The sequence below is a fragment of the Janibacter terrae genome (genome assembly GCF_039636765.1).
GTDB lineage: Bacteria > Actinomycetota > Actinomycetes > Actinomycetales > Dermatophilaceae > Janibacter > Janibacter terrae.
Genome location: NZ_CP144167.1, coordinates 2105070 through 2128341 on the forward strand (window position 1 = coordinate 2105070; position 23272 = coordinate 2128341).

Annotated in this window: 27 protein-coding genes; 19 read left to right on the forward strand and 8 right to left on the reverse strand. The window is 71.8% G+C overall.

Features of this window, described 5'->3' with window-relative positions; translation table 11 throughout:
* Positions 1-19 precede the first annotated feature (19 nt).
* A complete protein-coding gene (locus tag V3C34_RS10225) occupies positions 20-694 on the reverse strand; it encodes a TetR/AcrR family transcriptional regulator (protein WP_346006996.1) in 675 nt (224 codons plus the stop codon).
* 82 nt (positions 695-776) lie between these two features.
* Here V3C34_RS10225 and V3C34_RS10230 point away from each other — a divergent pair, with 82 nt between their 5' ends.
* The 4 genes from V3C34_RS10230 (at position 777) to V3C34_RS10245 (ending at position 4786) form a co-directional block, all read left to right on the forward strand.
* On the forward strand, positions 777-2066 hold the full coding sequence (locus tag V3C34_RS10230; RefSeq protein WP_428832165.1) for an acetyl-CoA C-acetyltransferase: 1290 nt from the start codon (positions 777-779) through the stop codon (positions 2064-2066).
* A gap of 32 nt (positions 2067-2098) precedes the next feature.
* Positions 2099-3436, forward strand: a complete 1338-nt coding sequence (locus V3C34_RS10235; protein ID WP_346007000.1) for a 3-oxoacyl-ACP reductase — start codon at positions 2099-2101, stop codon at positions 3434-3436.
* Positions 3436-4281 carry a MaoC/PaaZ C-terminal domain-containing protein gene (locus V3C34_RS10240; RefSeq protein WP_346007001.1) on the forward strand — a complete coding sequence of 282 codons (846 nt, stop codon included), beginning with the start codon at positions 3436-3438 and terminating at the stop codon, positions 4279-4281. The genes V3C34_RS10235 and V3C34_RS10240 overlap by 1 nt, the downstream gene beginning before the upstream one ends.
* Positions 4282-4420: 139 nt before the next feature.
* The gene (locus V3C34_RS10245) at positions 4421-4786 is read left to right on the forward strand and encodes a VOC family protein (RefSeq protein WP_068324474.1); all 366 of its coding nucleotides are present in this window, start codon (positions 4421-4423) and stop codon (positions 4784-4786) included.
* Here the strand turns inward: V3C34_RS10245 and V3C34_RS10250 are convergent.
* A complete protein-coding gene (locus V3C34_RS10250) occupies positions 4759-5517 on the reverse strand; it encodes an MOSC domain-containing protein (RefSeq protein ID WP_346007003.1) in 759 nt (252 codons plus the stop codon). The genes V3C34_RS10245 and V3C34_RS10250 overlap by 28 nt on opposite strands.
* 33 nt (positions 5518-5550) lie before the next feature.
* Positions 5551-5721, reverse strand: a complete 171-nt coding sequence (locus V3C34_RS10255; protein WP_211596765.1) for a hypothetical protein — start codon at positions 5719-5721, stop codon at positions 5551-5553.
* A 290-nt stretch (positions 5722-6011) separates the two neighbouring features.
* Between V3C34_RS10255 and V3C34_RS10260 the strand changes: the two genes are divergently transcribed.
* A complete protein-coding gene (locus V3C34_RS10260; RefSeq protein ID WP_068321680.1) occupies positions 6012-7049 on the forward strand; it encodes an IS481 family transposase in 1038 nt (345 codons plus the stop codon).
* A 32-nt stretch (positions 7050-7081) separates the two neighbouring features.
* Here V3C34_RS10260 and V3C34_RS10265 read toward each other — a convergent pair whose 3' ends face one another.
* Positions 7082-8188 (reverse strand): sterol desaturase family protein, encoded by a 1107-nt coding sequence (locus V3C34_RS10265; RefSeq protein ID WP_346007006.1) that lies wholly within the window; start codon positions 8186-8188, stop codon positions 7082-7084.
* A gap of 149 nt (positions 8189-8337) precedes the next feature.
* Between V3C34_RS10265 and thrS the strand changes: the two genes are divergently transcribed.
* Genes thrS through V3C34_RS10280 form a run of 3 tightly spaced genes read left to right on the forward strand, consistent with a single transcriptional unit; the run spans position 8338 to position 11445 of the window.
* Entirely contained in the window at positions 8338-10383 is a 2046-nt protein-coding gene (gene thrS / locus V3C34_RS10270; protein ID WP_346007007.1) for a threonine--tRNA ligase, read from the forward strand.
* A gap of 29 nt (positions 10384-10412) precedes the next feature.
* Positions 10413-10874 (forward strand): GNAT family N-acetyltransferase, encoded by a 462-nt coding sequence (locus tag V3C34_RS10275; RefSeq protein ID WP_346007009.1) that lies wholly within the window; start codon positions 10413-10415, stop codon positions 10872-10874.
* Between the two features lie 13 nt (positions 10875-10887).
* Positions 10888-11445, forward strand: a complete 558-nt coding sequence (locus V3C34_RS10280) for an HIT family protein (protein WP_068324459.1) — start codon at positions 10888-10890, stop codon at positions 11443-11445.
* Here the strand turns inward: V3C34_RS10280 and V3C34_RS10285 are convergent.
* On the reverse strand, positions 11366-12244 hold the full coding sequence (locus V3C34_RS10285) for a hypothetical protein (protein ID WP_174522855.1): 879 nt from the start codon (positions 12242-12244) through the stop codon (positions 11366-11368). The genes V3C34_RS10280 and V3C34_RS10285 overlap by 80 nt on opposite strands.
* Positions 12241-12702 (reverse strand): hypothetical protein, encoded by a 462-nt coding sequence (locus tag V3C34_RS10290; RefSeq protein WP_346007012.1) that lies wholly within the window; start codon positions 12700-12702, stop codon positions 12241-12243. The genes V3C34_RS10285 and V3C34_RS10290 overlap by 4 nt, the downstream gene beginning before the upstream one ends.
* A 64-nt stretch (positions 12703-12766) precedes the next feature.
* Between V3C34_RS10290 and pgsA the strand changes: the two genes are divergently transcribed.
* Genes pgsA through V3C34_RS10315 form a run of 5 tightly spaced genes read left to right on the forward strand, consistent with a single transcriptional unit; the run spans position 12767 to position 16552 of the window.
* Positions 12767-13405 carry a phosphatidylinositol phosphate synthase gene (gene pgsA, locus V3C34_RS10295; protein WP_068324453.1) on the forward strand — a complete coding sequence of 213 codons (639 nt, stop codon included), beginning with the start codon at positions 12767-12769 and terminating at the stop codon, positions 13403-13405.
* The gene (locus tag V3C34_RS10300; RefSeq protein ID WP_068324450.1) at positions 13402-14337 is read left to right on the forward strand and encodes a phosphatidylinositol mannoside acyltransferase; all 936 of its coding nucleotides are present in this window, start codon (positions 13402-13404) and stop codon (positions 14335-14337) included. Before pgsA ends, V3C34_RS10300 begins: the two co-directional genes overlap by 4 nt.
* A complete protein-coding gene (locus tag V3C34_RS10305) occupies positions 14334-15509 on the forward strand; it encodes a glycosyltransferase family 4 protein (RefSeq protein WP_346007015.1) in 1176 nt (391 codons plus the stop codon). Before V3C34_RS10300 ends, V3C34_RS10305 begins: the two co-directional genes overlap by 4 nt.
* Complete coding sequence (locus V3C34_RS10310) at positions 15506-16078, forward strand: hypothetical protein (RefSeq protein WP_346007017.1); 573 nt, start codon at positions 15506-15508, stop codon at positions 16076-16078. Before V3C34_RS10305 ends, V3C34_RS10310 begins: the two co-directional genes overlap by 4 nt.
* Positions 16079-16123: 45 nt before the next feature.
* Positions 16124-16552: a hypothetical protein gene (locus tag V3C34_RS10315; RefSeq protein WP_068324441.1), complete on the forward strand. Its 429-nt coding sequence runs from the start codon at positions 16124-16126 to the stop codon at positions 16550-16552.
* A 4-nt stretch (positions 16553-16556) separates the two neighbouring features.
* Here the strand turns inward: V3C34_RS10315 and V3C34_RS10320 are convergent, their stop codons facing one another.
* On the reverse strand, positions 16557-17888 hold the full coding sequence (locus V3C34_RS10320) for an aminotransferase class I/II-fold pyridoxal phosphate-dependent enzyme (protein WP_068324438.1): 1332 nt from the start codon (positions 17886-17888) through the stop codon (positions 16557-16559).
* Positions 17889-18014: 126 nt separating this feature from the next.
* Here V3C34_RS10320 and pdxS point away from each other — a divergent pair, with 126 nt between their 5' ends.
* Positions 18015-18911, forward strand: coding sequence for a pyridoxal 5'-phosphate synthase lyase subunit PdxS (gene pdxS, locus V3C34_RS10325; protein WP_346007019.1), 897 nt, complete (start codon positions 18015-18017; stop codon positions 18909-18911).
* A 75-nt stretch (positions 18912-18986) separates the two neighbouring features.
* On the opposite strand, the gene V3C34_RS10330 is transcribed toward pdxS, so the two are convergent.
* Positions 18987-19319 carry a hypothetical protein gene (locus V3C34_RS10330; RefSeq protein ID WP_338538150.1) on the reverse strand — a complete coding sequence of 111 codons (333 nt, stop codon included), beginning with the start codon at positions 19317-19319 and terminating at the stop codon, positions 18987-18989.
* Positions 19320-19402: 83 nt separating this feature from the next.
* Here V3C34_RS10330 and pdxT point away from each other — a divergent pair, with 83 nt between their 5' ends.
* The 5 genes from pdxT to ruvB all read left to right on the forward strand — a co-directional run bounded on the left by pdxT (position 19403) and on the right by ruvB (position 23151).
* Positions 19403-20014, forward strand: a complete 612-nt coding sequence (pdxT, locus tag V3C34_RS10335; protein ID WP_346007021.1) for a pyridoxal 5'-phosphate synthase glutaminase subunit PdxT — start codon at positions 19403-19405, stop codon at positions 20012-20014.
* A 44-nt stretch (positions 20015-20058) separates the two neighbouring features.
* Positions 20059-20820: a YebC/PmpR family DNA-binding transcriptional regulator gene (locus V3C34_RS10340; RefSeq protein WP_068324426.1), complete on the forward strand. Its 762-nt coding sequence runs from the start codon at positions 20059-20061 to the stop codon at positions 20818-20820.
* Positions 20821-20906: 86 nt separating this feature from the next.
* Entirely contained in the window at positions 20907-21443 is a 537-nt protein-coding gene (ruvC, locus tag V3C34_RS10345) for a crossover junction endodeoxyribonuclease RuvC (RefSeq protein WP_068325396.1), read from the forward strand.
* Positions 21440-22033, forward strand: coding sequence for a Holliday junction branch migration protein RuvA (gene ruvA / locus V3C34_RS10350; protein ID WP_338538148.1), 594 nt, complete (start codon positions 21440-21442; stop codon positions 22031-22033). The genes ruvC and ruvA overlap by 4 nt, the downstream gene beginning before the upstream one ends.
* Positions 22030-23151 (forward strand): Holliday junction branch migration DNA helicase RuvB, encoded by a 1122-nt coding sequence (gene ruvB, locus V3C34_RS10355; RefSeq protein WP_068421658.1) that lies wholly within the window; start codon positions 22030-22032, stop codon positions 23149-23151. Before ruvA ends, ruvB begins: the two co-directional genes overlap by 4 nt.
* Positions 23152-23272: the final 121 nt, after the last annotated feature.

Genomic DNA, 23272 nt, shown 5'->3' on the forward strand with positions numbered 1-23272 from the left:
CAGACACTACGCACGGGGGTCAGTCGGTGGGGCGCTTCCAGGCGATCGCGATGCCGGACCACGCGAGGTCGCTGAGGTGCTCGGTCACCTGCTCCCGGCTGAAGTCGGCGGCGAGGCCGGCGAGCCAGGCATCGGCGCCGGCACGCACGAGCCCGACGAGGGACTGGCCCCACAGGATCGCCGGTGCCGGGTCGTTGCCGCGGTCGACGAGGGCGGAGGAGATCAGCCCGCTGATCTGGCCGGCCATCTTGCCGGTCGCGCTCGCCACCGCCTCGGCGGCGTTGCCGGACGTCGAGGAGCCCACGATCGGCGCCGAGACGATGAAGCGGTAGAGCTCGGGGTCGCGCTCGACGAGGGCGAGGTAGGCATCGATCGCCGCCCGGATCACCGAGCGCGGGTCGAGGTCGAGGGCCCCGAGCCCGGTGCCCCTGGTGTTCTCGCCGAGGACATTGCCGATGTCACGGATGATGAGCTCGTCGACGCGCTCGGCGACCGCCAGGTAGAGACCGCGGCGGTCGGTGAAGTGGCGGTAGAAGACGGTCTTGGAGGTCCCGGCCTCGGAGGCGAGCTCGTCCATGCCGACACCGGCGCCCCGGCTGCGGATGGTGCGCATCGCCGACTCGACGAGCTCCTTGCGTCGCTGCTGGCGATGCATCTCCCAGCGGGCGCTGCGGCCGTCGGTGGTGGTCCTCACAGGAGTGGACGGTAGCAGGTACTCGCGGTACCTGCTACCGTCCGTATCGCATAAGTGCAGACAACGATCCAGGAGACCTGTCGTGCCCAACAACCTGCCGCGTCGCGCCGCCGTCCTCGGTGGCAACCGCATCCCCTTCGCCCGTCAGTTCGGCCCGTACGCCGAGGCCTCCAACCAGGACATGTTCACCGCTGCCCTCGACGGGCTCGTCGCCCGGTACAACCTCAGCGGCAAGCACCTGGACGAGGTCGTCGGCGGGGCGGTCATCAAGCACTCCCGCGACTTCAACCTCACCCGCGAGTCGGTCCTCGGCTCCGCCCTGGCCCCGACCACCTCGGCCTACGACCTGCAGCAGGCCTGCGGCACCGGTCTCGAGGCCGCGATCCTCGTGTCCAACAAGATCAAGCTCGGGCAGATCGAGTCCGGCGCCGCCGGCGGCGTCGACACCGCCTCCGACGCGCCGATCATGGTCACCGAGTCGCTGCGCAAGAAGCTGCTCAAGGTCAACCGCGCGAAGGGGGGCAAGGCCCGGGCCCTCGCCCTGGCCAGGGTCCGCCCGACCGATCTGGGCATCTCCACGCCGGCCAACGTCGAGCCGCGCACCGGCCTGTCCATGGGGGAGCACATGGCCATCACCGCCAAGAAGTGGGGCATCACCCGCGAGGCGCAGGACCAGCTCGCGGTCAACAGCCACAAGAATCTCGCCCGCTCCTACGACGAGGGCTTCCACGACGACCTCGTCACCAGCTTCATGGGCCTGTCCAAGGACCAGAACCTGCGTCCCGACTCCTCCATGGAGAAGTTGGCGAGGCTCAATCCGGTCTTCGGCAAGGGCGACGGCGCGACGATGACCGCCGGCAACTCGACGCCGCTCACCGACGGCGCCTCCGTCGTGCTCCTGGGCTCCGAGGAGTGGGCCGCCGAGCAGGGCCTGACGCCCCTCGCGTGGTTCGTCGACGGCCAGGCCGCCGCGGTCGACTACGTGCACGGCGCCGAGGGCCTGCTCATGGCCCCCGCCTACGCCATCCCGCGCATGCTCGAGCGCAACGGCCTGACCCTGCAGGACTTCGACTACTACGAGATCCACGAGGCCTTCGCGGCCACGGTGCTCTCCACGCTCAAGGCCTGGGAGGACGAGGAGTGGTGCCGCGAGAAGCTGGGCCGCGACTCCGCGCTCGGCCCGATCGACCGCGACAAGCTCAACGTCAACGGCTCCTCGCTGGCGGCCGGTCACCCCTTCGCCGCCACCGGTGGTCGCATCGTGGCCTCCCTCGCCAAGACGCTCCACGCCAAGGGCCCGGGCAGCCGCGGCCTGATCTCCGTCTGCGCCGCCGGGGGACAGGGCGTCGTGGCCATCCTCGAGGGCGCCTGAGCCCTCCTACGCACCTGATCAAGGAGACCCCCATGGGATTCGAGTACGGCAAGTTCGTCAGCTCCGGCCTGGGCAAGCAGATGGCCAACACCCTCGGCCTGCCGCGGCCGACGACCCTGCGTCGCCACAAGGCCGGCGCCCCGCTCATCAACGGTGCGGTGCTCCTCGCCGGGCACGGTGACGCCCCTGTCGCCGGGCTGCTCACCGAGGTCCTCTCGGCCGACGGCGTGCAGATCGCGACCTCCCCGTCGACCTCGGTCGCCGGTGTCGTCGTCGACATGACGCAGGCGAGGACCCCGGCCGACCTGGAGACCCTCCGCGGGATCCTCGCCCCGGCCCTGAAGACACTCGCCCCCACGGGCCGGGTCATCGTCCTCGGCCGTCCGGTCGCGGACACCGACGACGTCGCCGAGGCCGCGGCCCGCCGCGCCCTCGAGGGCATCGTGCGCTCCGTCGGCAAGGAGATGCGCGCGGGTGGCACGGCCAACCTCGTGTACATCGCGGAGGGCGCCGACGCCGACGCCGAGGCCACCATCCGCTTCTTCCTCTCCGGCCGCTCGGCCTACGTCTCGGGGCAGGTGGTGACCGTCGGCACGGCCGTCGGCGAGGTCGTCGAGCCCGCGAGCTGGGACGCCCCGCTCGAGGGCAAGGTCGCGGTCGTCACGGGTGCCGCGCGCGGCATCGGTGCGGCCATCGCCGAGGTCCTCGCCCGCGACGGCGCGACCGTCGTGTGCGTCGACATCCCGGCCGCCGGTGGACCCCTGGCCGACGTCGCCAACAAGCTCGGCGGGTCGGCCCTGCAGGTCGACGTCACCGCGGAGGACGCCGGCGCCAAGATCGTGGACCACGCGACCTCGCTCCACGGGGGCTTCGACATCGTCGTCCACAACGCCGGCATCACCCGCGACAAGCTGCTCGTCAACACCGACGCGGACCGGTGGGGCTCGGTGCTCAACGTCAACCTGCTGTCGATCCTCAGGATGAACGAGGTCCTCGTGCCCGCCATCAACGAGGGCGGCCACATCGTCAACGTCGCCTCGATCGCCGGTATCGCGGGCAACCGCGGCCAGGCCAACTACGGGGCGAGCAAGGCCGGCGTCATCGGCATGACCTCGAGCCTGGCCAAGGACCGACAGGTCCTCGCCAAGGGGATCACGGTCAATGCCGTCGCCCCCGGCTTCATCGAGACCGAGATGACCGCCAGGATCCCGCTCGCCACGCGCGAGATCGGCCGCCTGACCAACTCCCTCTCGCAGGGTGGTCTGCCGATCGACGTCGCCGAGACGATCGGGTGGTTCGCCTGGGACAGCAACCGTGCCGTCACCGGCAACACGGTCCGCGTCTGCGGCCAGATGATGCTGGGCGCCTGATGGCCGTCACGACCGTCACGAGCATCCCGGCGCTCGGTCCGATCTACGCCCGCGCCGCACTCCCGGGCAGGCGCACCGGAACGGAGCTCCCGGACCGTGTGCTGCGCCTCGAGGGCCACGCCGTCGACCGCGGCGACCTGCTCGAGTACCAGCGCACATGCGGGTTCAACAACAGCGACGTGCTGCCGCACACCTACCCGCACGTCGTCGGGTTCCCGCTGCAGATGCGGCTCATGGCCGCGAAGGGGTTCCCGCTGCCGCTCATGGGTCTGGTGCACGTGGAGAACGTCATCACGGTCCACCGGGGGATCCACTTCGAGGAGCCGCTCGACATCACCGTGTCCGCGGACCACCTACGGGCCCACCCCAGGGGCAGGGCCGTCGACCTCGTCACCGAGGTGGACGTCGCCGGTGAGCGGGTGTGGGAGGGTCGCTCGACCTACCTCGCCCGCGGTCGCGGGGACGCCGAGGCCGAGCGCGGCGAGCAGCCGCCGGCGATCCCCACGGGCCAGGCCGTCGCGAGGTGGAGCCTGCCGGGCGACCTCGGTCGCACCTACGGCCTCGCCTCGGGTGACATCAACCCGATCCACATGAGCGCCGTCACGGCCAGGGTGATGGGTTTCCCGCGGGCCATCGCCCACGGCATGTGGACGTACGCCCGCGTGCTGGCGGCGATCGGTCCGGCCACGAGCGGGCCCAGCACGAGCCACGTGTGGTTCAAGAAGCCGGTCCTGCTGCCCGGCAAGGTGGACCTCGTGATCGACAAGGGCGGCGACGAGGTGGTGGCCGGTCTGCGCAGCTCGCGCAGCCCGGACACCGAGCACCTCGTGCTCACCCTGGCCTGACCTCCCCGCGGTCGAAGGCCCGTGCCCCTCCGGTGGGGTGCGGGCCTTCCCGTGCCGTGGTGGCAGCCGGTGTGGGCCACGGGCGACCGTTCGCGTCATGGACGTGGCGGCCGTCACACCCCGGTGCCATGCTCGATCCATGGCACACGGAGACATCACGCACATCGACATCCCGGTCACCGACCTGTCGGCGGCCACGAGCTTCTACAGCGGCCTGTTCGGCTGGCAGATCGCCGAGGTCCCCGGCTACGAGGGGTACCCCATGTGGCAGGCGCCCAACAAGATCAGCGGTGGCGGCCTCGCGCCCCGCGGTGAGGGGTTCGAGCACCCTCGCTCCTACGTCGAGGTCGACTCGATCGACGAGGTCCTGGCCAAGGCCAAGGCCACTGGTGGGACCGTCCTGATGGAGAAGTCGCCGATCAGCGAGACGAGCTGGTTCGCCGTGCTGGGCGACCCCGACGGCAACCCCATCGGGATCTACGAGGGCATGACCGAGACCGGCTGACCGACCGCGACGTCGCCGGCGACGAGCACCTCGGCGTCGACGCCGAAGGGGAGCTCGCCCGTCGGGCGCGGCTGGTCCACGAGCGACGCGAGATGGCGGGTGTCCATGACGCCCGTCGCCGGGTTGATGTCGATGACCCGGCAGCGGGGGATGCGCGCGCGCACCCGCAGCGTGGCGTCCCCGAGCCGCAGCACCGTGCCCGGCGCAGGGTCTTGGTCCGCGCGCAGGGTCAGGGTGGCGCGGAACCTGGCGTCCTCGGTCTCGCCGAGCCGGGCCAGGGCGCCCGTGGTGACGATGCTGACCGGCGCGCCGTAGACGACGGCGCCGGGGTCGACGAGCGCCAGCCGGACCCGGCGACCCAGGTGCGCGCCGAGCTGCGCGGCGTGCGGGCAGTCCAGCAGGCGCAGGGTGGCCTCCCGTCCCCAGTAGTCGGCGACGAGCTCCTCGCCGGTGGCGGCGGGCCGAGCGCTCACCTCGCACCCGCCGGGGGTGCGGGTCGTGAGCGTCGTGCCGTCCCACTGCGCGTCCACGAGCAGCATCCGGGGGTTCTCGACGGTACGCAGCACGCGTGCCTCTGCGTCGTCGACCAGGCACAGCGCGCGATCGCCGACGGGCCCGTCGCGCTCGAGGCGCACCCGCCGCAGGTCGCGGTGGCGGGCGCCCTTGAGCGGGGTCAGGCCGATCCGGGAGACGAGCACCCGGCCAGTCAACCAGTCGGCTGCTCGACGCATTGCCCTAGGGGAATGCAGAGTCAGGGGCTCGGGTCAGGGGGCGACGGAGCGAAGGGCGGTGCCCACCCGGTCGAAGGGTCCGGTGAGGTCGTGCTCGATGGCCATCCGGCTCATCGCGACCGGGTCGACGATGTCCGGCGGCAGGTGCAGGTCGAGGTCCCCGACCGGCACGTCGTGCGCGACCCGGACGACGAGCGGGGCCACGTCGAGGTAGGCGGCCGCCTCCTCGAGGCGGGCGCGGCGTGGCCCGCACTGCCGTCGACAAGGTGATGTGGAGCGTCGTCGCGGCCGACCGGCTGGACTGACCTCCCCTTCGCGTGCCTGGACCCGCATTGCCCTAGGGGAATGCAGATCTGAACCCGCATTGCCCTAGGTGTTGCGGGGCATGAGGTTGGTGACACGAGGAGGGGCGTAACAGGGCGGGCAGGTCCCCGTGGCGACAGGATGAGGGTGTCAAAGCCGTTCATCACGAGCCAGCCAAAGGAACCTGCCCTGTGTCCCACGCTAATGCCCCGATGACCCCTGGTGGTCGCCTACGTCTGATCGAGCGAGTGCTGGGTCAGGCCAATGATGAGGCCGGCCCGCGGCCGATCGCGCACGTCGCAGCCGAGGCCGCGATCTCACGCCAGTGCCTGTCCAAATGGGTAGCCCGCTACCGCGAGCACGGCGAGGAAGGGCTGCACGACCGCTCCAGCCGGCCACAACGCTCCCCGAGCGCGACTGCCGAACCGGTGGTCGAGCGGATCATCGAGCTGCGGCGCCGTAAGTGGTCCGCGCGGCGCATCCATCTGGCGCTGGCCGATGAGGGCACGAATGTGGCGGTGTGCACCATCGCCCGGATCCTGCGCCGCGAGGGCTTGAACCGGCTGCGGGACCTGGACGTCGACGGGCAGCCCCTGCGCCAGCAGCCCGCCGGCAAGATCATCGCGCGCTACCCCGGGCACATGATCCACCTGGACGTGAAGAAGGTCGGACGCATCCCGCCCGGGGGCGGGTGGCGCGTCCACGGCCGCGGCTCGGACGCTGACCGGGCCCGCGGCCTGCGAGGACACCACCGCGGCGCCAAGGTGGGCTACACCTACCTGCACTCGGCCGTGGACGGCTTCACCCGGATGGTCTACACCGAGGCCCACGACGACGAGAGCGCCGCGACCGCGATCGCGTTCCTGGCCCGCGCCCGGGTCTTCTTCGCCGCGCACGGCATCACCCGCATCACCCGCATCGTCACCGACAACGGGTCCTGCTACCGCGCCAAGAACTTCACCCGCTCGGTGCTCTCCTTCGCCTCGAAGCACAAGCGGATCAAGCCCTACACGCCCAAGCACAACGGCAAGGTCGAGCGCTACCAGCAGACCATGGCCCGCGAGGTCCTCTACGCCGACGCCTACCCCTCCGAAGAAGCCCGCCGACGACAGCTACAGATCTGGGTGACCCACTACAACTACCATCGCCCACACAGCGCCATCGGGGACCAACCCCCAGCCAGCCGCGCCAAGACCCGTGTCACCAAGGTCATGCCCAGTTACACCTAGGGGAATGCAGACCTGAACCCGCGCTGCCAGGCTCAGGCGACGAACGAGTCGTACTCCCGGTCCCCGCGGAAGGGCATCAGGTGCTGGGCGAGCACGCCGCGGGGCACCGTCTCGAGCGTGAGCACCCCGTACTCCTGCGGCCAGCTGCCGTCGCGCGGGAGCCTGAAGCTGCCCATCAGCATGTCGACGACTGGCAGGTGGATCGCGTAGTTGCGGTCCCAGTAGTCGACGTGCCGGGCATGGTGCCAGTGGTGATAGCGGGGGAGCACCACGAGGTACTCGAGCCACCCGAGGCGCACCCCGATGTTGGCGTGGGCCACGACCGCCTGGAGCCCGACGATGATCACGTAGGCGTTGACCGCGGGCGTCGAGAAGCCCAGGACCATGAGCGGCAGCAGCACGATGCTGCGGGTGAGGACCGTCTCGGCGAGGTGGACACGTGACCCGGCCAGCCAGTCGAGGTCCCTGCTGGAGTGGTGCACCGCGTGGAACCTCCACAGCGTCCTGGTGCGGTGGTAGGTCCGGTGCAGGACGGCCTGGGCCAGATCGGCGACGAAGACGGCGACCAGGACCTGCACCCACAAGGGGAGGTCGACGACGCGTGACTGGACCTGGTCGATCGCGATGGCCGAGGCCACGGTCGTCGTGGACGCCGTCACGACGATGAGGATGAGCTGCACGAGCACGTGGCTGAGGAAGAAGTAGCAGACGTCCGTCCGCCAGCCGGTGCGCAGCACAGGGTGCCGGCGGTGCGCCAGGTAGTGCTCGAGGGGGATGAACACGAGTGCCGAGAAGACCAGCGAGAGGATGAACCAGTCGACGCCCAGCGAGTACGGGGTCGCCTCGATCGGGTCCATCGGCACGTCCGGGCCGCCGAGCAGGAGCGCCACCCCCGCTGCCACGAGGCCGATGATCGCGAGGCGGCGGTGCTGGCCGGCCAGCACGGCCAACGTGCCGACGACGAAGGTGGAGACGAGACCGAGGAGCAGCAGGCCGCGGGCGAAGTGCGAGGTGTACACGGTCCGGAACTCCTGGCTGGTGAGCAGCTCGGGGAAGTGGAAGCACAGGACGGCGAGCAGGCTGAGCGCGCCGAACCAGCAGGCGGTGTGGGGCAGGAGGCGTCGATCCGTGGCGAGCATGCCCCGACCCTAGGTTCGCGGGACAGCGCGGACCTGAGACGTCGTACTCAACGGATGTGGCGAAACGGCGTTGGGGTGGCCCTCACCGCGGGGATAGAGTTCGACGGGTGCCCGGCCGGGCACCGCGAACCGTCCCCCAGGAGCTCCACGTGTCTGCCCAGATCACCATCAACGTCGCCGGAGACGAGCGATCGGTGGACCCGGGCACCACCACGGCGGACCTCTTCGAGGGGGACCGCGCCGTGCTGGTCGCGCGGGTCAACGGCGAGCTGCGGGACCTCGCGCACGAGGTCGCCGAGGGTGACGTCGTCGAGCCGGTGACGGCCGCGGAGCAGGACGGTCTCGACGTCCTGCGCCACTCCACGGCCCATGTCCTCGCCCAGGCCGTCCAGCAGATCAACCCCACGGCCAAGCTCGGTATCGGCCCGCCGATCCGGGACGGCTTCTACTACGACTTCGACGTCGAGGAGCCCTTCACCCCTGAGGACCTCAAGGCCCTCGACAAGGCGATGCAACGGATCATCAACGAGGGCCAGACCTTCGTGCGCCGGGAGATCAGCGACGACGACGCACTCGTTGAGCTGGCCGACGAGCCGTACAAGTGCGAGCTCATCGGGCTCAAGGGCGGCGCCTCCGAGGAGGCCGCCGAGGGCGCGTCCGTCGAGGTGGGCGGTGCGCAGCTGACGATCTACGACAACGTCCGCCGCGACGGCACCCGGGCCTGGGGGGACCTGTGCCGCGGCCCGCACGTGCCGAGCACCAAGGTCATCGGCAACGCCTACAAGATCATGCGCAGCGCCGCGGCCTACTGGCGCGGCAGCGAGAAGAACCCGCAGCTGCAGCGCGTCTACGGGACGGCGTGGCCGAGCAAAGACGAGCTCAAGGCCTACCTCGACCGTCTCGCCGAGGCCGAGAAGCGGGACCACCGCAAGCTCGGTCGTGAGCTCGACCTGTACTCCTTCCCCGACGAGATCGGCTCCGGTCTGCCCGTCTTCCACCCGAAGGGTGGCGTCATCAAGCGCGAGATGGAGGACTACGTCCGCGCGCGGCACATCGAGGAGGGCTTCGAGTACGTCGGGACGCCGCACATCGCCAAGGAGGGGCTCTTCCACACATCCGGGCACCTGCCCTACTACGGCGAGGGGATGTTCCCCGCCCTCGACGTCGACGGCATGGACTACCGCCTCAAGGCCATGAACTGCCCGATGCACAACCTCATCTACCGCTCCAGGCAGCGCTCCTACCGTGAGCTGCCGTTGCGCCTGTTCGAGTTCGGCCACGTCTACCGACACGAGAAGTCCGGTGTCATCCACGGCCTGACCCGGGTGCGCGGCTTCGCCCAGGACGACAGCCACTCCTATGTCACCAAGGAGCAGGCGCCCGACGAGATCCGCCACCTGCTCGACTTCGTCCTCGGGCTGCTGCGCGACTTCGGGCTCGACGACTTCTACCTCGAGCTGTCCACCCGCGACGAGGAGGGCGACAAGAGCGCCAAGTTCATCGGCTCCGACGAGGACTGGGCGGAGGCGACCAGGGTCCTGGAGGAGGTCTGCACCGAGACCGGTCTCGAGCTCGTGCCGGACCCGGGCGGCGCCGCCTACTACGGTCCCAAGGTCTCCGTGCAGGCCCGGGACGCCATCGGTCGCACCTGGCAGATGAGCACGATCCAGTACGACTTCAACCAGCCCTCGCCCGACCGGTTCGCGCTGGAGTACCAGGCCGCGGACGGCTCGCGCCAGCAGCCGGTGATGATCCACTCGGCGAAGTTCGGCTCGATCGAGCGGTTCATCGGCGTGCTCGTGGAGCACTATGCCGGCGCCTTCCCCGTGTGGCTCAGCCCCGTCCAGGTCCTCGGCGTCCCGGTCGCGGAGGAGTACAACGACTACCTGTGGGACGTGCTCCAGCGGATGCGGGCGAAGGGGATCCGCGTCGAGCTCGACGAGAGCGACGACCGCTTCCCCAAGAAGATCCGCAACGCCAGCAAGTCCAAGGTGCCGTTCACCCTCATCGCCGGCGAGGAGGACCGCAGCAACGGCGCGGTCTCCTTCCGCTACCGCGACGGGTCCCAGGAGAACGGGCTGCCGATCGAGACCGCCATGGAGCGCGTGCTCGAGGCGATCTCGACCAAGGCCCAGGTCATCGGTGCGCCGAGCCTGGTCAACCCGGGACCGTCGGCGGGGACCGACCCGGCCTGACCCCCGCCCGACCCCGGTAGGTTGCGGTCATGGACACGCGGATCCGGCCCGTCGAGCGGGACGACGCCTTCGCCCTCGCGGCGCTGCGGGTGCAGCAGGACCGGGAGCGCGGGCACGCCCCGCGCGACGGGTTCCTGCTGGCCTACGCCGACGCCTTCCTCGCCGACTTCGAGTCGTACCGCGGATGGATCGCCGAGCAGGGCGACGGCCGCCCGGTCGGCTGCGTGCTCGCGCTGCGCGTGCGCAAGCTGCCGACGCTCGGCCTGCCCGGGCGGCCGGAGTGGTGGTACGTCCAGCAGGTCTACGTCTCGGCGGACCTGCGGCGAAGGGGGGTGGCCACCCGTCTCGTGCACGCGGTCCAGGAGGCCGCCGCGGCCGAGCGCGTGCGCTGGGTGCGCCTCAACGCGAGCGACGCGGGCCGTCCGTTCTTCGACGCGATGGGCTTCACGGCGCCGCGGGACCGGCTGCGTGAGTGGCTCCCTTCGTCGTGACAGGATCGGGGACATGACCCACTCCCACGACCGACCGCTCGAGGACGAGCGCTCCTTCGCGGGGGTGCCGGACGGCTTCGACCGTCTGTGGACGCCGCACCGCATGGCCTACGTGACCGGGGAGCGGCCGAGCGACGAGGCCGGTGACGGCTGCCCCTTCTGCGCCGCGCCCGACAAGGACGACGCCGAGGGGCTCGTCGTGCACCGCGGCGAGACCTGCTTCGTCGTGATGAACCTCTTCCCGTACAACGCCGGTCACGTGCTCGTCTGCCCCTACCGCCACGTCTCGCTCTACGTCGACCTCACCGACGAGGAGACGGCGGAGTTCACCGCGCTGACCAAGACCGCGATCCGGGTCCTGCAGACGACGTCCAGCCCGCACGGCTTCAACCTCGGCATGAACCAGGGCGCGGTCGCCGGTGCCGGCGTCGCGGCCCACCTGCACCAGCACGTCATCCCCCGCTGGGGCGGCGACATGAACTTCCTGCCGATCATCGCCCAGACGAAGGCGCTGCCGATCCTGCTCGAGGACGCGCGCGCCGCTCTCGTCGACGCGTGGCCCACGGACTGATCCGCTCCAGCGGCGCGAAGGCGGTCAGGCACACCACGAGCGGCAGGAAGTGGATGTGCAGCAGGTAGAGCGTCATGACGTGGAATCCGACGAAGAGTCCCACGCCGAGCGCGAGGAACCGGCCACGCAGCCACATCAGGAGCGGTGAGGCGAGCTCCAGCCCGAGCAGCGCCCACTGGCTGGCGTGGACGAGCCACGGGTAGCCGGCCATCCACTGCGCCAACCAGTTGCCGCGACGGCTGAAGGCCCACACGAAGGTCGCGCCGTTGGCCCAGCCCCACCCGCCGAAACGGAACTTCGCGAGCGCCGAGAGGAAGTAGACCGAGACCGCGCCCGCCTGGATCATCCGGACCGCCCAGCCGGCTGCCCGGCTCGTCACGTCGACCTCGGCCGTCGACGCGCGCCCCACGGTCGGCAGGACGAAGAGCGCGACCATGAGCGCGAAGTGGTCGTGGTCGACCTTGCTGTAGGAGAAGGCGTTGGACACCCAGTCGAGCATCCCGAAGGCGCAGACCCACCCGGCCAAGCGCGGCGCGCGACCCGTCATCGCCACGAGGGCGGCGACGAGGACCACCACCCTCAGAGCCTCGACGTACAGCGGCGTCGGCGCCGGCAGGTGCAGCAGCTCGCGCACGACGAGCGGCCGGTAGAGGTCGGCCGGCACGTCGCCGTGGGGGATGGGGTCCGTGACGTTGACGAGCACGTCGAAGACGACGAAGGCGTAGACGAACCGACGCAGCCACGCGACCCGGGCGAGCGGGACCTGCGGCATGAGCTGGTCCCACAGCCAGCGGCTCACAACCCCCGCTCCGGGTCCTGCGGGGAGCGGACCCGCCAGCGGGCGAGCAGCTCGTCGGTCTCCGTGCGCTCGGCCCCGAGCACGATGCGCCGGGTGCGCACCTCGACTAGTGCCCAGCGCGGCTCGTCGGGGCGGCGGCGCTGGTGGAGGACGGCGACGGCCTGCAGCTTCGACGGGTCGGCGACGATCGAGCCGAGCTGGCCCTCGATCTCGCTGCGCTCGATGCCGAGGGCCTCGCGGCTCAGCTCGACGCGGACCCGATCACCGTCCGTGGTCTCGGCGACCATGTACGGGGAGTCGATGACACCCCCTTCGTCGTCCACCGAGAAGGCGTACTGCGACATCGGGGCCATCGGCCACCACTGGTCGTCGCCGACGAGCGTCCCCGCGGCCACACCCCCGAGCACGAGGCCCCCGACGACGAGGCGCCACATCCGGGACGCCGGGGTCAGGTGCACCCGTTCACCCAACCGGAGTCGTTCGCCTTGGGCAAGCCCCACGCCGGTTACGCTGTCTCCCGAGATGCTCAATCGATACGCACGCGCCGCCGTCACCCGGATCCTGACCCCGGTGGCGAGACTGCTCATCCGCCTGGGCATCAGCCCCGACGTCGTGACCATCGTGGGCACGATCGGTGTCTGCCTCGGCGCCCTCGTCTTCTTCCCCCGCGGGGAGCTGCTCGTCGGCGTCCTCGTCATCACCGCCTTCGTCTTCTCCGACACCATCGACGGCGTCATGGCCCGCCTGCAGGGCCGCACGAGCAAGTGGGGGGCCTTCCTCGACTCGACGCTCGACCGCATCGGTGACGCGGCGATCTTCTCCGGCCTGGCGATCTGGTTCTTCCAGGGCGGCGACGACCGTGTCATGGCCTGGCTGGCGCTGGCCTGCCTCGTCCTCGGCAGCGTCGTCTCCTACGCCCGGGCACGCGCCGAGGGCCTCGGCATGACCGCCAGCGTCGGGATCGCCGAGCGCGCCGACCGGCTCGTCGCCGCACTCGTGACGACCGGTCTCGTCGGCCTCGGCCTGCCGGAGATCGTGCTCAAGGTCGTGCTCGCGGTGCTCGCCGTCGCCAGCGTCGTCACGATCCTCCAACGGGTGCTCTTCGTCCGCCAGCAGTGCATCGCCGCAGAGTCCGCCGACTCCACACCCGCGTCCTCGTGACCCGGCTGCGTCGACGGGTCACGGTCTGGGCCTTCCTCCTGGCGTGGCGGGTCCTGCGGGTCCTGCCGACGGGCGTGGCCTACCGGGTCTTCGACCTCGCCGCCGACCGCACGTACGCCGGCAACGGCACGTCGGTGCAGCGGCTGCGCGCCAACTACGCACGGGTGCGCCCTGAGCTGACCCCCGAGCAGCTCGAGGAGCTCGTGGCGAAGGGGGTCCGGGCCGCCCTGCGCTACTACGTCGAGGCTTTCCGCCTCCCCGCGGTCCGCGGGGACCGCGTCGACTCGATCGTCAGGTACGAGGGCGCGATGCCCGAGCTGAAGTCGCACCTGCTCGCCGGCCGCCCCGTCCTGTGCTTCCTCGGCCACACCGGCAACTGGGACCTCGCCGGCGTGTGGTGCGCCCGCCACCTCGGGACCGTCGTCACGGTCGCCGAGCGCCTGGAGCCGGAGGAGATGTTCCGCGCCTTCCTCGACTACCGCGAGGGCCTGGGCATGGTGATCCACCCGGCGGAGCGAGGCACCTTCGCCAAGCTGCGCGCCCAGCTCGAGACGGGGGACCCGGTCGTCATGCCGTTGCTGGCCGACCGTGACCTGTCCTCGAGCGGCATCGAGGTCGACCTGTGCGGGCACCGCGCCCGGGTGGCCGCCGGCCCCGCCGCGCTGGCGGTCGAGAGCGGCTACCCGCTCTACCCCGTGACGCTGCGCCACGAGCGCGTCGGCCGCACCTGGGGCATGGTCGTGACGATCCACGAGGCCGTCGACGTCCCTCCGCCCGGCGACCCGGGTGCCGTGGCCCGCGCGACCCAGGCCTGCGCCGACGCCTTCGGGCGGGCGATCACGGAGCACACGCAGGACTGGCACATGATGCAGCGCGTCTTCGTCGAGGATCTCGACCCCGCGCGCCCGGCCGCCCGCGAGGAGGCCGCATGAGGATCGGGCTCGTCAGCCCCTACTCCTTCGATGTGCCGGGTGGGGTGCAGTTCCACATCCGGGACCTCGCCGAGTACCTCATCGCCCACGGCCACCACGCGTCCGTCCTGGCGCCCGCAGACGAGGGGACGGTCCTCCCTTCGTACGTCGTGCCCGCGGGCCGGGCGGTGCCGATCCGCTACAACGGCTCGACCGCCCGGCTGCTCTTCGGCCCGGTGGCGGCCGCCCGCGTCGGCCGGTGGCTCGACGAGGGCGACTTCGACGTCGTGCACATCCACGAGCCGCTCGCCCCGAGCCTGTCGATTCTCGCGCTGTGGGCCGCCACGAGCCCGGTCGTCGCGACCTTCCACACGTCCAACGTCCGCTCGCGCGTCATGCAGGCGGCGTACCCGCTGCTGCGCCCGTCGCTGGAGAAGATCCACGGTCGGATCGCCGTCTCGGAGGACGCCCGCCGGACGGTGACGACCCACATCGGTGGCGACGCGGTCGTCATCCCCAACGGTGTCGACACCCGGGCCTTCGCGCAGGCCACCCGCGACCCGCGGTGGACCGGTGCTCCCGGCCGCCCGACCCTCGTCTTCCTCGGCCGGATCGACGAGCCGCGCAAGGGCCTGCAGGTCCTCGCGGCCGCGATGCCGGCGATCCTCGACGAGGTGCCCGGCGCACGGCTGCTCGTCGTCGGCCCGGGGTCCCTCGACGCGGCCAGGGCGCGGCTGACCGAGCGGGTGCTCGCCGCGACGGAGTTCCTCGGGGCGCTCTCCGACGAGGACAAGGCGGCCGCCCTCGCCTCGGCCGACCTCTACGTCGCGCCGCACACCGGGGGCGAGAGCTTCGGGATCGTCCTCGTCGAGGCGATGGCTGCCGGGGCGCCCGTGCTCGCCAGCGACCTCGCCGCCTTCCAGCGGGTCCTCGACGGTGGCCGCTTGGGGATGGCCGGGGCCACCTTCGCCAACGAGCGCCCCGAGGACCTCGCCGCCCGCGCGGTCGAGCTGCTCCGCGACCCGGCGCGCCTGCGGGCACTGTCCGAGCTCGGGCAGGAGCGGGCGCGGGTCTTCGACTGGCAGGTCGTCGCCAAGGAGATCCTGGCCGTCTACGAGACGGTCCTCGACGCACGTCCCGCGCCGCGAGACGTCACCCGCCTGCGGCCGGGGCTCGGCGGTGACCGCGCATGACCGCGCTCAGCTGGGTCGCCGTCGTCGTCTGCGTGCTCCTCGTGCTCGCCTGGTACCTCTCCTACAGCGCCGCGCGCCTCGACCGGCTGCACGCCAAGGTCGAGGGGGCCCTGTCCGCGCTCGACGCCCACGTGGTGCGTCGCGCCGAGGCGAGCCTCGAGCTGGCCAACAGCGGGGCGCTCGACCCGGCGAGCGGCTTCCTGCTCGCGGCCGCCGCGAGCCAGTCGCTGGAGCTAGTCAACGAGCGCACCTTCGAGTCCGACCTCCTCGAGGGCCAGCACTTCGCGGGCCGCGAGAGCGTCGAGAGCGAGCTGACCGAGATCCTCCACGCGGCCCTCCCGCCGGAGGTCACCCGCGAGATCCGGGCGAAGGGGGATCCCGGCGCGGTCACGCTCGAGCGGGTCCGCGAGGCGAGCCTGCGCGTGCAGCTCGCTCGCCGCTTCCACAACGAGGCGGTCAAGGAGGTCCAACGGGTGCGCACCAAGCGCGTCGTGGGCCTCTTCCGGCTCGCCGGCCACGCCGACCTGCCGCAGACCGTGGAGTTCGACGACACCCTGCCGGGGGAGTGACCCCCACCGCTCCCCAGCCGGCCGGTGACGGGGCATGATCGACCCATGACTCCGGCGGACCTGACCCTCGTCGCCCCCATCAACGAGCTGCTGACGCTCTCCGGACTGCCGCGCATCGGGCTGGGGCACCTCCTGGGTGCCCAGCTCGTCGTGCTGCTCGGGGACCAGGCGCTGAGCGCGGTGCCTGCCGCCAGGCGCCGTCGGCGGCGCCGACGCCGTGGCGGAGGTGGGTTCGGCTTCCTCCTGCTGCTGTGCTGCCTCCTGCCGCTCGCGGCCCTCGCGGTCGTGGCCTACCTCGTCTGGAACCGCCGTCGTGGCGGTGGCGGTGGCGGTGGCGGAGGGACGCCTCCCTTCGGGGGCGGGTCGGGACACCAGCCGCCCCCGTCGACCGGGACGCAGCTGCCGCCGCCCGCGCCGGGTGCGCCGGGGACGCCCCCGCCGCCCCCGAGCGGTCCGGGGCACCCACTGCCGTAGGCGCTCAGCCGCTCTCGTGGACGGCAGCGACGATGTCCGTGGCCAGCGTCGCCGCGTCCTCGTCGTCGAGGTCGTGCACGGTGAGGCGCAGGTGGCGCGAGGGCTCGTCGGTCTCCTCGAGACGGAAGTCGTCACCGGTGCGCACCAGCCAGCCCCGCCGGGTCAGCCGCTCGGCGACCTCGCGAGCGGCGACGGGCAGGCCGACCCACAGGCTCATCCCGTCGCCGGCCGCCGTCGCCAGACCCCGCTCGGTGAGCAGCGCTGCGAAGGCGGCATTGCGCTGCGCGTAGTGCGAGCTCGCGCGGTCGATGAGGGCCAGGGCGGCCTCGTCCGTCATGACCGAGTGGGTGATGCGTTGCAGCAGGTGGCTGACCCACGTGGTGCCGGGGCTGAGGCGCATCTCCAGCCGTGAGGCCGTGTCGGCGTCGCACGCCGTCACGGCGAGGCACATGTCCGGTCCGGCGAACTTCGAGACCGAGCGCACGAGCGCCCAGCGCTGGTGCTCCGGCCCGATGATCGAGTGGAAGGGCCGGCGGGACAGGTAGGAGAAGTAGTCGTCCTGCACGACGAGGACGTAGGGATGCGCGGCCAGCACGGCCCGCAGGGCCTCGGCGCGGCGGGCGCTCAGCGACGCGCCGGTCGGGTTCTGGGCCCGGGGCGTGCACACCACCGCCCGCGCCCCCTGCTCCAGGGCGCGGCGCAGTCCGTCGACGGTCATCCCCTCCGCGTCGACGGGGACGGGAACGGCGCGGTAGCCCCCGAGCTGGGCGAGGTGGATGCTCGCGAGGAAGCAGGGGTCCTCGAGCGCGACCGTGTCGTCGCGCAGGAGTGCCTGGGCGAGGAGCCGCTCGACGGCGTCGACCGCACCGCTGGTGAGCGTGAGGCGCAGCTCGTCGGCGTCCGCCGGCACGTCCGGCGCCATCCACTCGCGGGCCCAGGCCAGCAGGTCGCGGTCGATCGTCGGTTCGCCGTAGAGCACGTGCCGTCCGGCAGCGGCCGCCAGGGCCGGACCGAGGTCGGGGATCAGGCGGGGGTCTGGGTTGCCGGTCCCGACGTCGCGCAGGGAGCCCGCGGCCGCGAAGCCCTCCTGCGGCACCCGGGAGCGCCGGGCGACGCGGGTGCCGGCACGGCCCTGGGAGACGACGACACCCGAGCGGGCGAGCACGCGGTAGGCGGCCACTGCCGTGTTGCGGTTGACGCCGAGCTGCTCGGCCAGGGCACGCACCGGCGGGAGGACCTCGCCGGGGGAGAGGTGGCCGCGCTCGACGAGACCCCGCACGCTGTCGGCGATCTCGGCGGCCGTGCCACCCGTGATCAGTGCTGCCTCGGTACCCACGCCCGCAGTCTAGGTGTGGTTCCCACGCCGCGGACGGTCAGGCCTGGTTTGACCTGTGCCGTGCTAGTTTCTGGCCTAGATCAAACAATCGGCCTGCGTGCCGGGCCACGGACGAGGGAGAAGACCATGGGCGACGAGACGACCGAGACCGGGACCGCGCGGGTCAAGCGCGGCATGGCCGAGATGCTCAAGGGCGGCGTCATCATGGACGTCGTCACCCCGGACCAGGCGAAGATCGCCGAGGACGCGGGCGCGGTCGCCGTGATGGCCCTCGAGCGTGTCCCGGCCGACATCCGTGCCCAGGGTGGGGTCTCGCGGATGAGCGACCCGGACATGATCGACGGGATCATCGAGGCCGTCTCGATCCCGGTCATGGCCAAGGCGCGCATCGGGCACTTCGTCGAGGCGCAGGTCCTGCAGGCCCTCGGCGTCGACTACATCGACGAGTCCGAGGTGCTCACCCCGGCCGACTACGCCAACCACATCGACAAGTGGAACTTCACCGTCCCCTTCGTCTGTGGTGCGACCAACCTCGGGGAGGCGCTGCGGCGTATCACCGAGGGCGCGGCGATGATCCGCTCCAAGGGTGAGGCCGGCACCGGCGACGTCTCCAACGCCACCACGCACATGCGCCAGATCCGCCAGCAGATCCGCCATCTCCAGGGTCTGCCCGAGGACGAGCTCTACGTCGCAGCCAAGGAGCTGCAGGCGCCGTACGAGCTCGTCAAGGAGGTCGCGACCGCGGGCAAGCTGCCGGTCGTGCTCTTCACCGCTGGTGGGATCGCGACCCCGGCCGACGCCGCGATGATGATGCAGCTCGGCGCCGAGGGCGTCTTCGTCGGCTCCGGCATCTTCAAGTCCGGCAACCCGGCGCAGCGCGCCGAGGCGATCGTCAAGGCGACGACCTTCTACGACGACCCCGACACCCTGGCCAAGGTCTCCCGCGGCCTCGGCGAGGCGATGGTCGGCATCAACGTCGACGAGATCCCGCAGCCGCACCGCCTCGCCGAGCGCGGTTGGTGACGACGGGCCGAGCGACGACGCCGGCCGGGACGTGCTGTCCCGGCCGGCGTCGGCGTGCGCCCTGCGTCGCGGGCATCAGGCGAAGGTGCCCCCGCCGGGCGTGTCGCTCCCCGTGGTGGGGCGGTGGACATCGCCCACGCCCATCGTGCCCGTGCCCGGGGTCGGGCTCGTCGTGGTCCCCGAGGAGTCGCCTCCCGTGTGCTCCTTGACCTTCGACGTGACCTTCTCCTCGGCCTTGTGACCCAGACCGACGGCAGCCTCCTGGGCCTGACCGGCCTTGCGCTGCACCTTCGGGTCACGCCAGACGCGCTTGGCCTGCGTGCTCAGCTTGTCGTACTGCTCGCGGCCGGCTCGGGTACCGAGCACATAGCCCACGGCTCCTGCAGCCAGCATCGTGATCTTGCCCATGACGTCCTCCAGAGGGGTTGGTGTGGGGTGGTGCGCCCTGTCGCTACCCGACGTCACCGACCTCAAACGGTTACATTCCGCCCATGACAGACCGCACCCGTCCCGTCATCGGCGTCCTCGCCGTCCAGGGCGACGTCCGGGAGCACTTGGCCGCGCTGGCGGGGGCAGGCGCGCAGACCCTCGCGGTCCGTCGCCGCGAGGAGCTGGCGAGCGTGGACGCGCTCGTCCTGCCCGGCGGCGAGTCGACCACGATCGACAAGCTGACCCGCATCTTCGACCTGCGCGACCCCCTTCGCTCCCGCATCGCGGAGGGGATGCCGGTCTACGGCAGCTGCGCCGGGATGATCCTGCTCGCCGACCGCATCCTGGACGGGCACCGGGACCAGCAGACCCTTGGGGGCATCGACATCACGGTGCGGCGCAATGCCTTCGGGCGTCAGGTGGACTCCTACGAGACCGACCTCGACGTCGTCGGCGTCGACGGCGGTCCGGTGCGTGCGGTGTTCATCCGCGCCCCGTGGGTGGAGGAGGCCGGGCCGGGAGTGGAGGTGCTCGCGTCCGTCGAGGCGAAGGGGGAGACCCACCCCGTCGTCGTCCGGCAGGGCCGTCTGCTCGCCACGAGCTTCCACCCCGAGGTCACCGGTGACCACCGCGTGCACCGTCTCTTCGTCCAGATGGTGCACGGCTCCGCGTAGGATCGATCCTCGGACCACCTGCCAGCCAGTACGAGGAGACCAACGTGTCCGGCCACTCCAAATGGGCAACCACGAAGCACAAGAAGGCGGCGATCGACGCCAAGCGCGGCAAGCTCTTCGCCAAGCTCATCAAGAACATCGAGGTGGCCGCCCGCACGGGCGGTGGTGACCTCTCCGGCAACCCCACGCTCTACGACGCGGTCCAGAAGGCGAAGAAGAGCTCGGTCCCCAACGACAACATCGACCGCGCGGTCAAGCGCGGCTCCGGGGCCGAGGCCGGCGGCGCCGACTGGGAGAACATCACCTACGAGGGATACGCACCGGGCGGGGTCGCGATCCTCATCGAGTGCCTCACCGACAACAAGAACCGCGCGGCGACCGAGGTGCGGACCGCGCTGTCCCGCAACGGCGGCAACCTCGCCGACCCCAACTCCGTCGCCTACCTCTTCAACCGCAAGGGCGTCGTCATGGTGCCCAAGACGGAGAAGAGCGAGGACGACCTGCTCGAGATCGTGCTCGAGGCAGGCGCCGAGGAGATCAACGACTTCGGCGAGTCCTGGCAGATCGTCTCGGAGGCGACCGACTTCGTCGCGGTGCGCACCGCGCTGCAGGAGGCCGGCGTCGACTACGACTCCGCCGAGGCCTCCTTCCTGCCGAGCATGCAGGTGCCCCTCGACAAGGAGGGCGCGAAGAAGATGATGCGCGTCATCGACGCCCTCGAGGACAGCGACGACGTGCAGGACGTGTACACCAACGGTGACGTGTCCGACGAGGTCCTCGCCGAGCTCGAGGCCGAAGCCGAGTGACCCCGGCGTGTCGACGGCGCCGCCTGCGCCGTCGACACGTAGTCTCGAGTAGAACAGGTGTTCTAGTCGACGACAGGAGGGTGCACGTGCGCGTGCTTGCCGTGGACCCCGGCCTCACCCGGTGCGGCCTCGGCGTGGTCGAAGGTGAGGCCCGGGCCCTGCGCATGGTGGCCGTGGGCGTCGTGCGCACCTCCAGCGACCGCGACACCGGGGACCGGCTCGCGTACGTCCAGGACGAGCTCGATGCCTGGCTGGACCGCTTCGACCCGGACGCGATCGCGCTCGAGCGGGTCTACGCCGCCGACCACGTGCCGACCGTCATGACCACCGCCCAGGTGAGCGGGCTCGTGCTCCTCGCCGGTGCCCGCCGCGGCCTGCCGGTGGCGCTGCACACCCCGACCGAGGTCAAGGCCGCCGTCACCGGCTCCGGGCGGGCCGACAAGAGCCAGGTGACCTCGATGGTCACGCGCATCCTGTCGCTGCCCGAGGCCCCCACCCCGGCCGATGCCGCCGACGCGCTCGCCCTGGCGATCTGCCACCAGTGGCGTGGGGCCGGCTCCGCCCGGCGCGAGCTCGCGGCGGCCAGCGAGCGGGCACGGCTGCGGGCGGTGGCCGGCCCGTGATCGCCTCCGTCACCGGCACCGCCCGGCACGTCGGGCTCGACCGGGTCGTCGTCGACGTCCACGGCGTCGGCCTGCTCGTGCACACCCCGCCGTCGGTCGCCGCCGGCTGCCGCACCGGAGCCCCGGTCGAGCTCGCGACGACCATGGTCGTGCGCGAGGACTCGATGACCCTCTACGGCTTCGCGACCGTGGGGGAGAGGGACACCTTCGAGCTGGCGCAGACCGTGAGCGGGGTCGGGCCGCGCGTCGCGCTGGCGATCCTGTCCGTGCTCAGCCCCGACGACCTCGCCGCGGCCGTGGCCGGCGACGACATCGCGACCCTGACCAAGGTGCCCGGCATCGGCAAGAAGGGCGCCGAGCGCATCGCCCTCGAGTTGCGCGACAAGCTCCCGCAGGTGCCCGGCGGCGGGGCCGGCCCCGGGGCGGGCGCCCCCGTCGGCTCCTGGCAGGACCAGGTGGTCGAGGCCCTCGTCGGCCTGGGCTACTCGGTGAAGCAGTCCGCCGACGCCGTGGCCAGGGTGGCGGACGACCACGCCGGAGGCGATGTCTCCAGCGCCCTGCGCGCGGCCCTGCAGGTGCTCGCCCGATGAGCGGCTTCAGCTCCGAGATCAAGGTGGCCGACGAGGACCCGCGGCAGGGCGACGGCTCCTTCGACGCGACCGCCCGCATCGTCGACGCCGGCGGGACCGACGAGGACACGACCGTCGAGGCGGCCCTGCGCCCGAGACGGCTCTCCGAGTTCCCCGGCCAGCCCAAGGTGCGAGACCAGCTCGGCCTCGTCCTCGAGGCCGCCCGCCGGCGGGGGTCCCCGCCGGACCACGTGCTGCTGTCCGGCCCGCCGGGGCTCGGCAAGACGACCCTGGCGATGATCGTCGCCGCCGAGCTCGAGCAGCCGATCAGGGTCACCTCGGGCCCGGCGATCCAGCACGCGGGCGACCTGGCCTCGGTGCTGTCCTCGCTCGCGGAGGGCGAGGTGCTGTTCCTCGACGAGATCCACCGCATGTCCCGGCCGGCCGAGGAGATGCTCTACCTCGCCATGGAGGACTTCCGCGTCGACGTCATCGTCGGCAAGGGGCCCGGGGCGACGGCCATCCCGCTCGAGCTGCCCCCCTTCACCGTGGTCGGCGCCACCACGCGCGCCGGGCTGCTGCCCGCGCCGCTGCGCGACCGCTTCGGCTTCACCGGCCACCTCGACTTCTACGAGGTCGCCGACCTCGAGCGGATCCTCGCCCGCAGCGCGCGCCTGCTCGGCGTCGTCGCCGACGAGGACTCGCTCGCCGAGATCGCCACCCGGTCCCGGGGCACGCCACGCATCGCCAACCGGCTGCTGCGTCGGGTGCGCGACTGGGCGCAGGTCCACGGCAGCGGTCAGGTCGACCTCGACGCGGCCCGGGCTGCCCTCACGCTCTTCGACGTCGACGCCGCCGGGCTCGACCGGCTCGACCGGGCCGTGCTGGACGCGCTCTGCCGACGCTTCGGCGGGGGACCGGTCGGTCTGTCGACGCTCTCGGTCGCGGTCGGCGAGGAGACCGACACCGTCGAGACCGTCGCCGAGCCCTACCTCGTGCGACAGGGGTACATCGTGCGCAGCCCCCGCGGGCGCATCGCGACCGCGACGGCGTGGGAGCACCTGGGCCTCACCGCACCGGCGGGCGAGCAGGTCCCCCTTCGCCTCGATGACGGGCCGGAGACCGGGCGGCTGGGCTGATCCCAACCGGAACCCGACGGGGGCGCGTGTCCGTTGGTGAGGGCAACGGCCCTGACCTAGACTCGGCCACTGGCTCGGGCCTCCCCGAGCCACTGCGACGTCGTGCCGACCGACCAGTCCC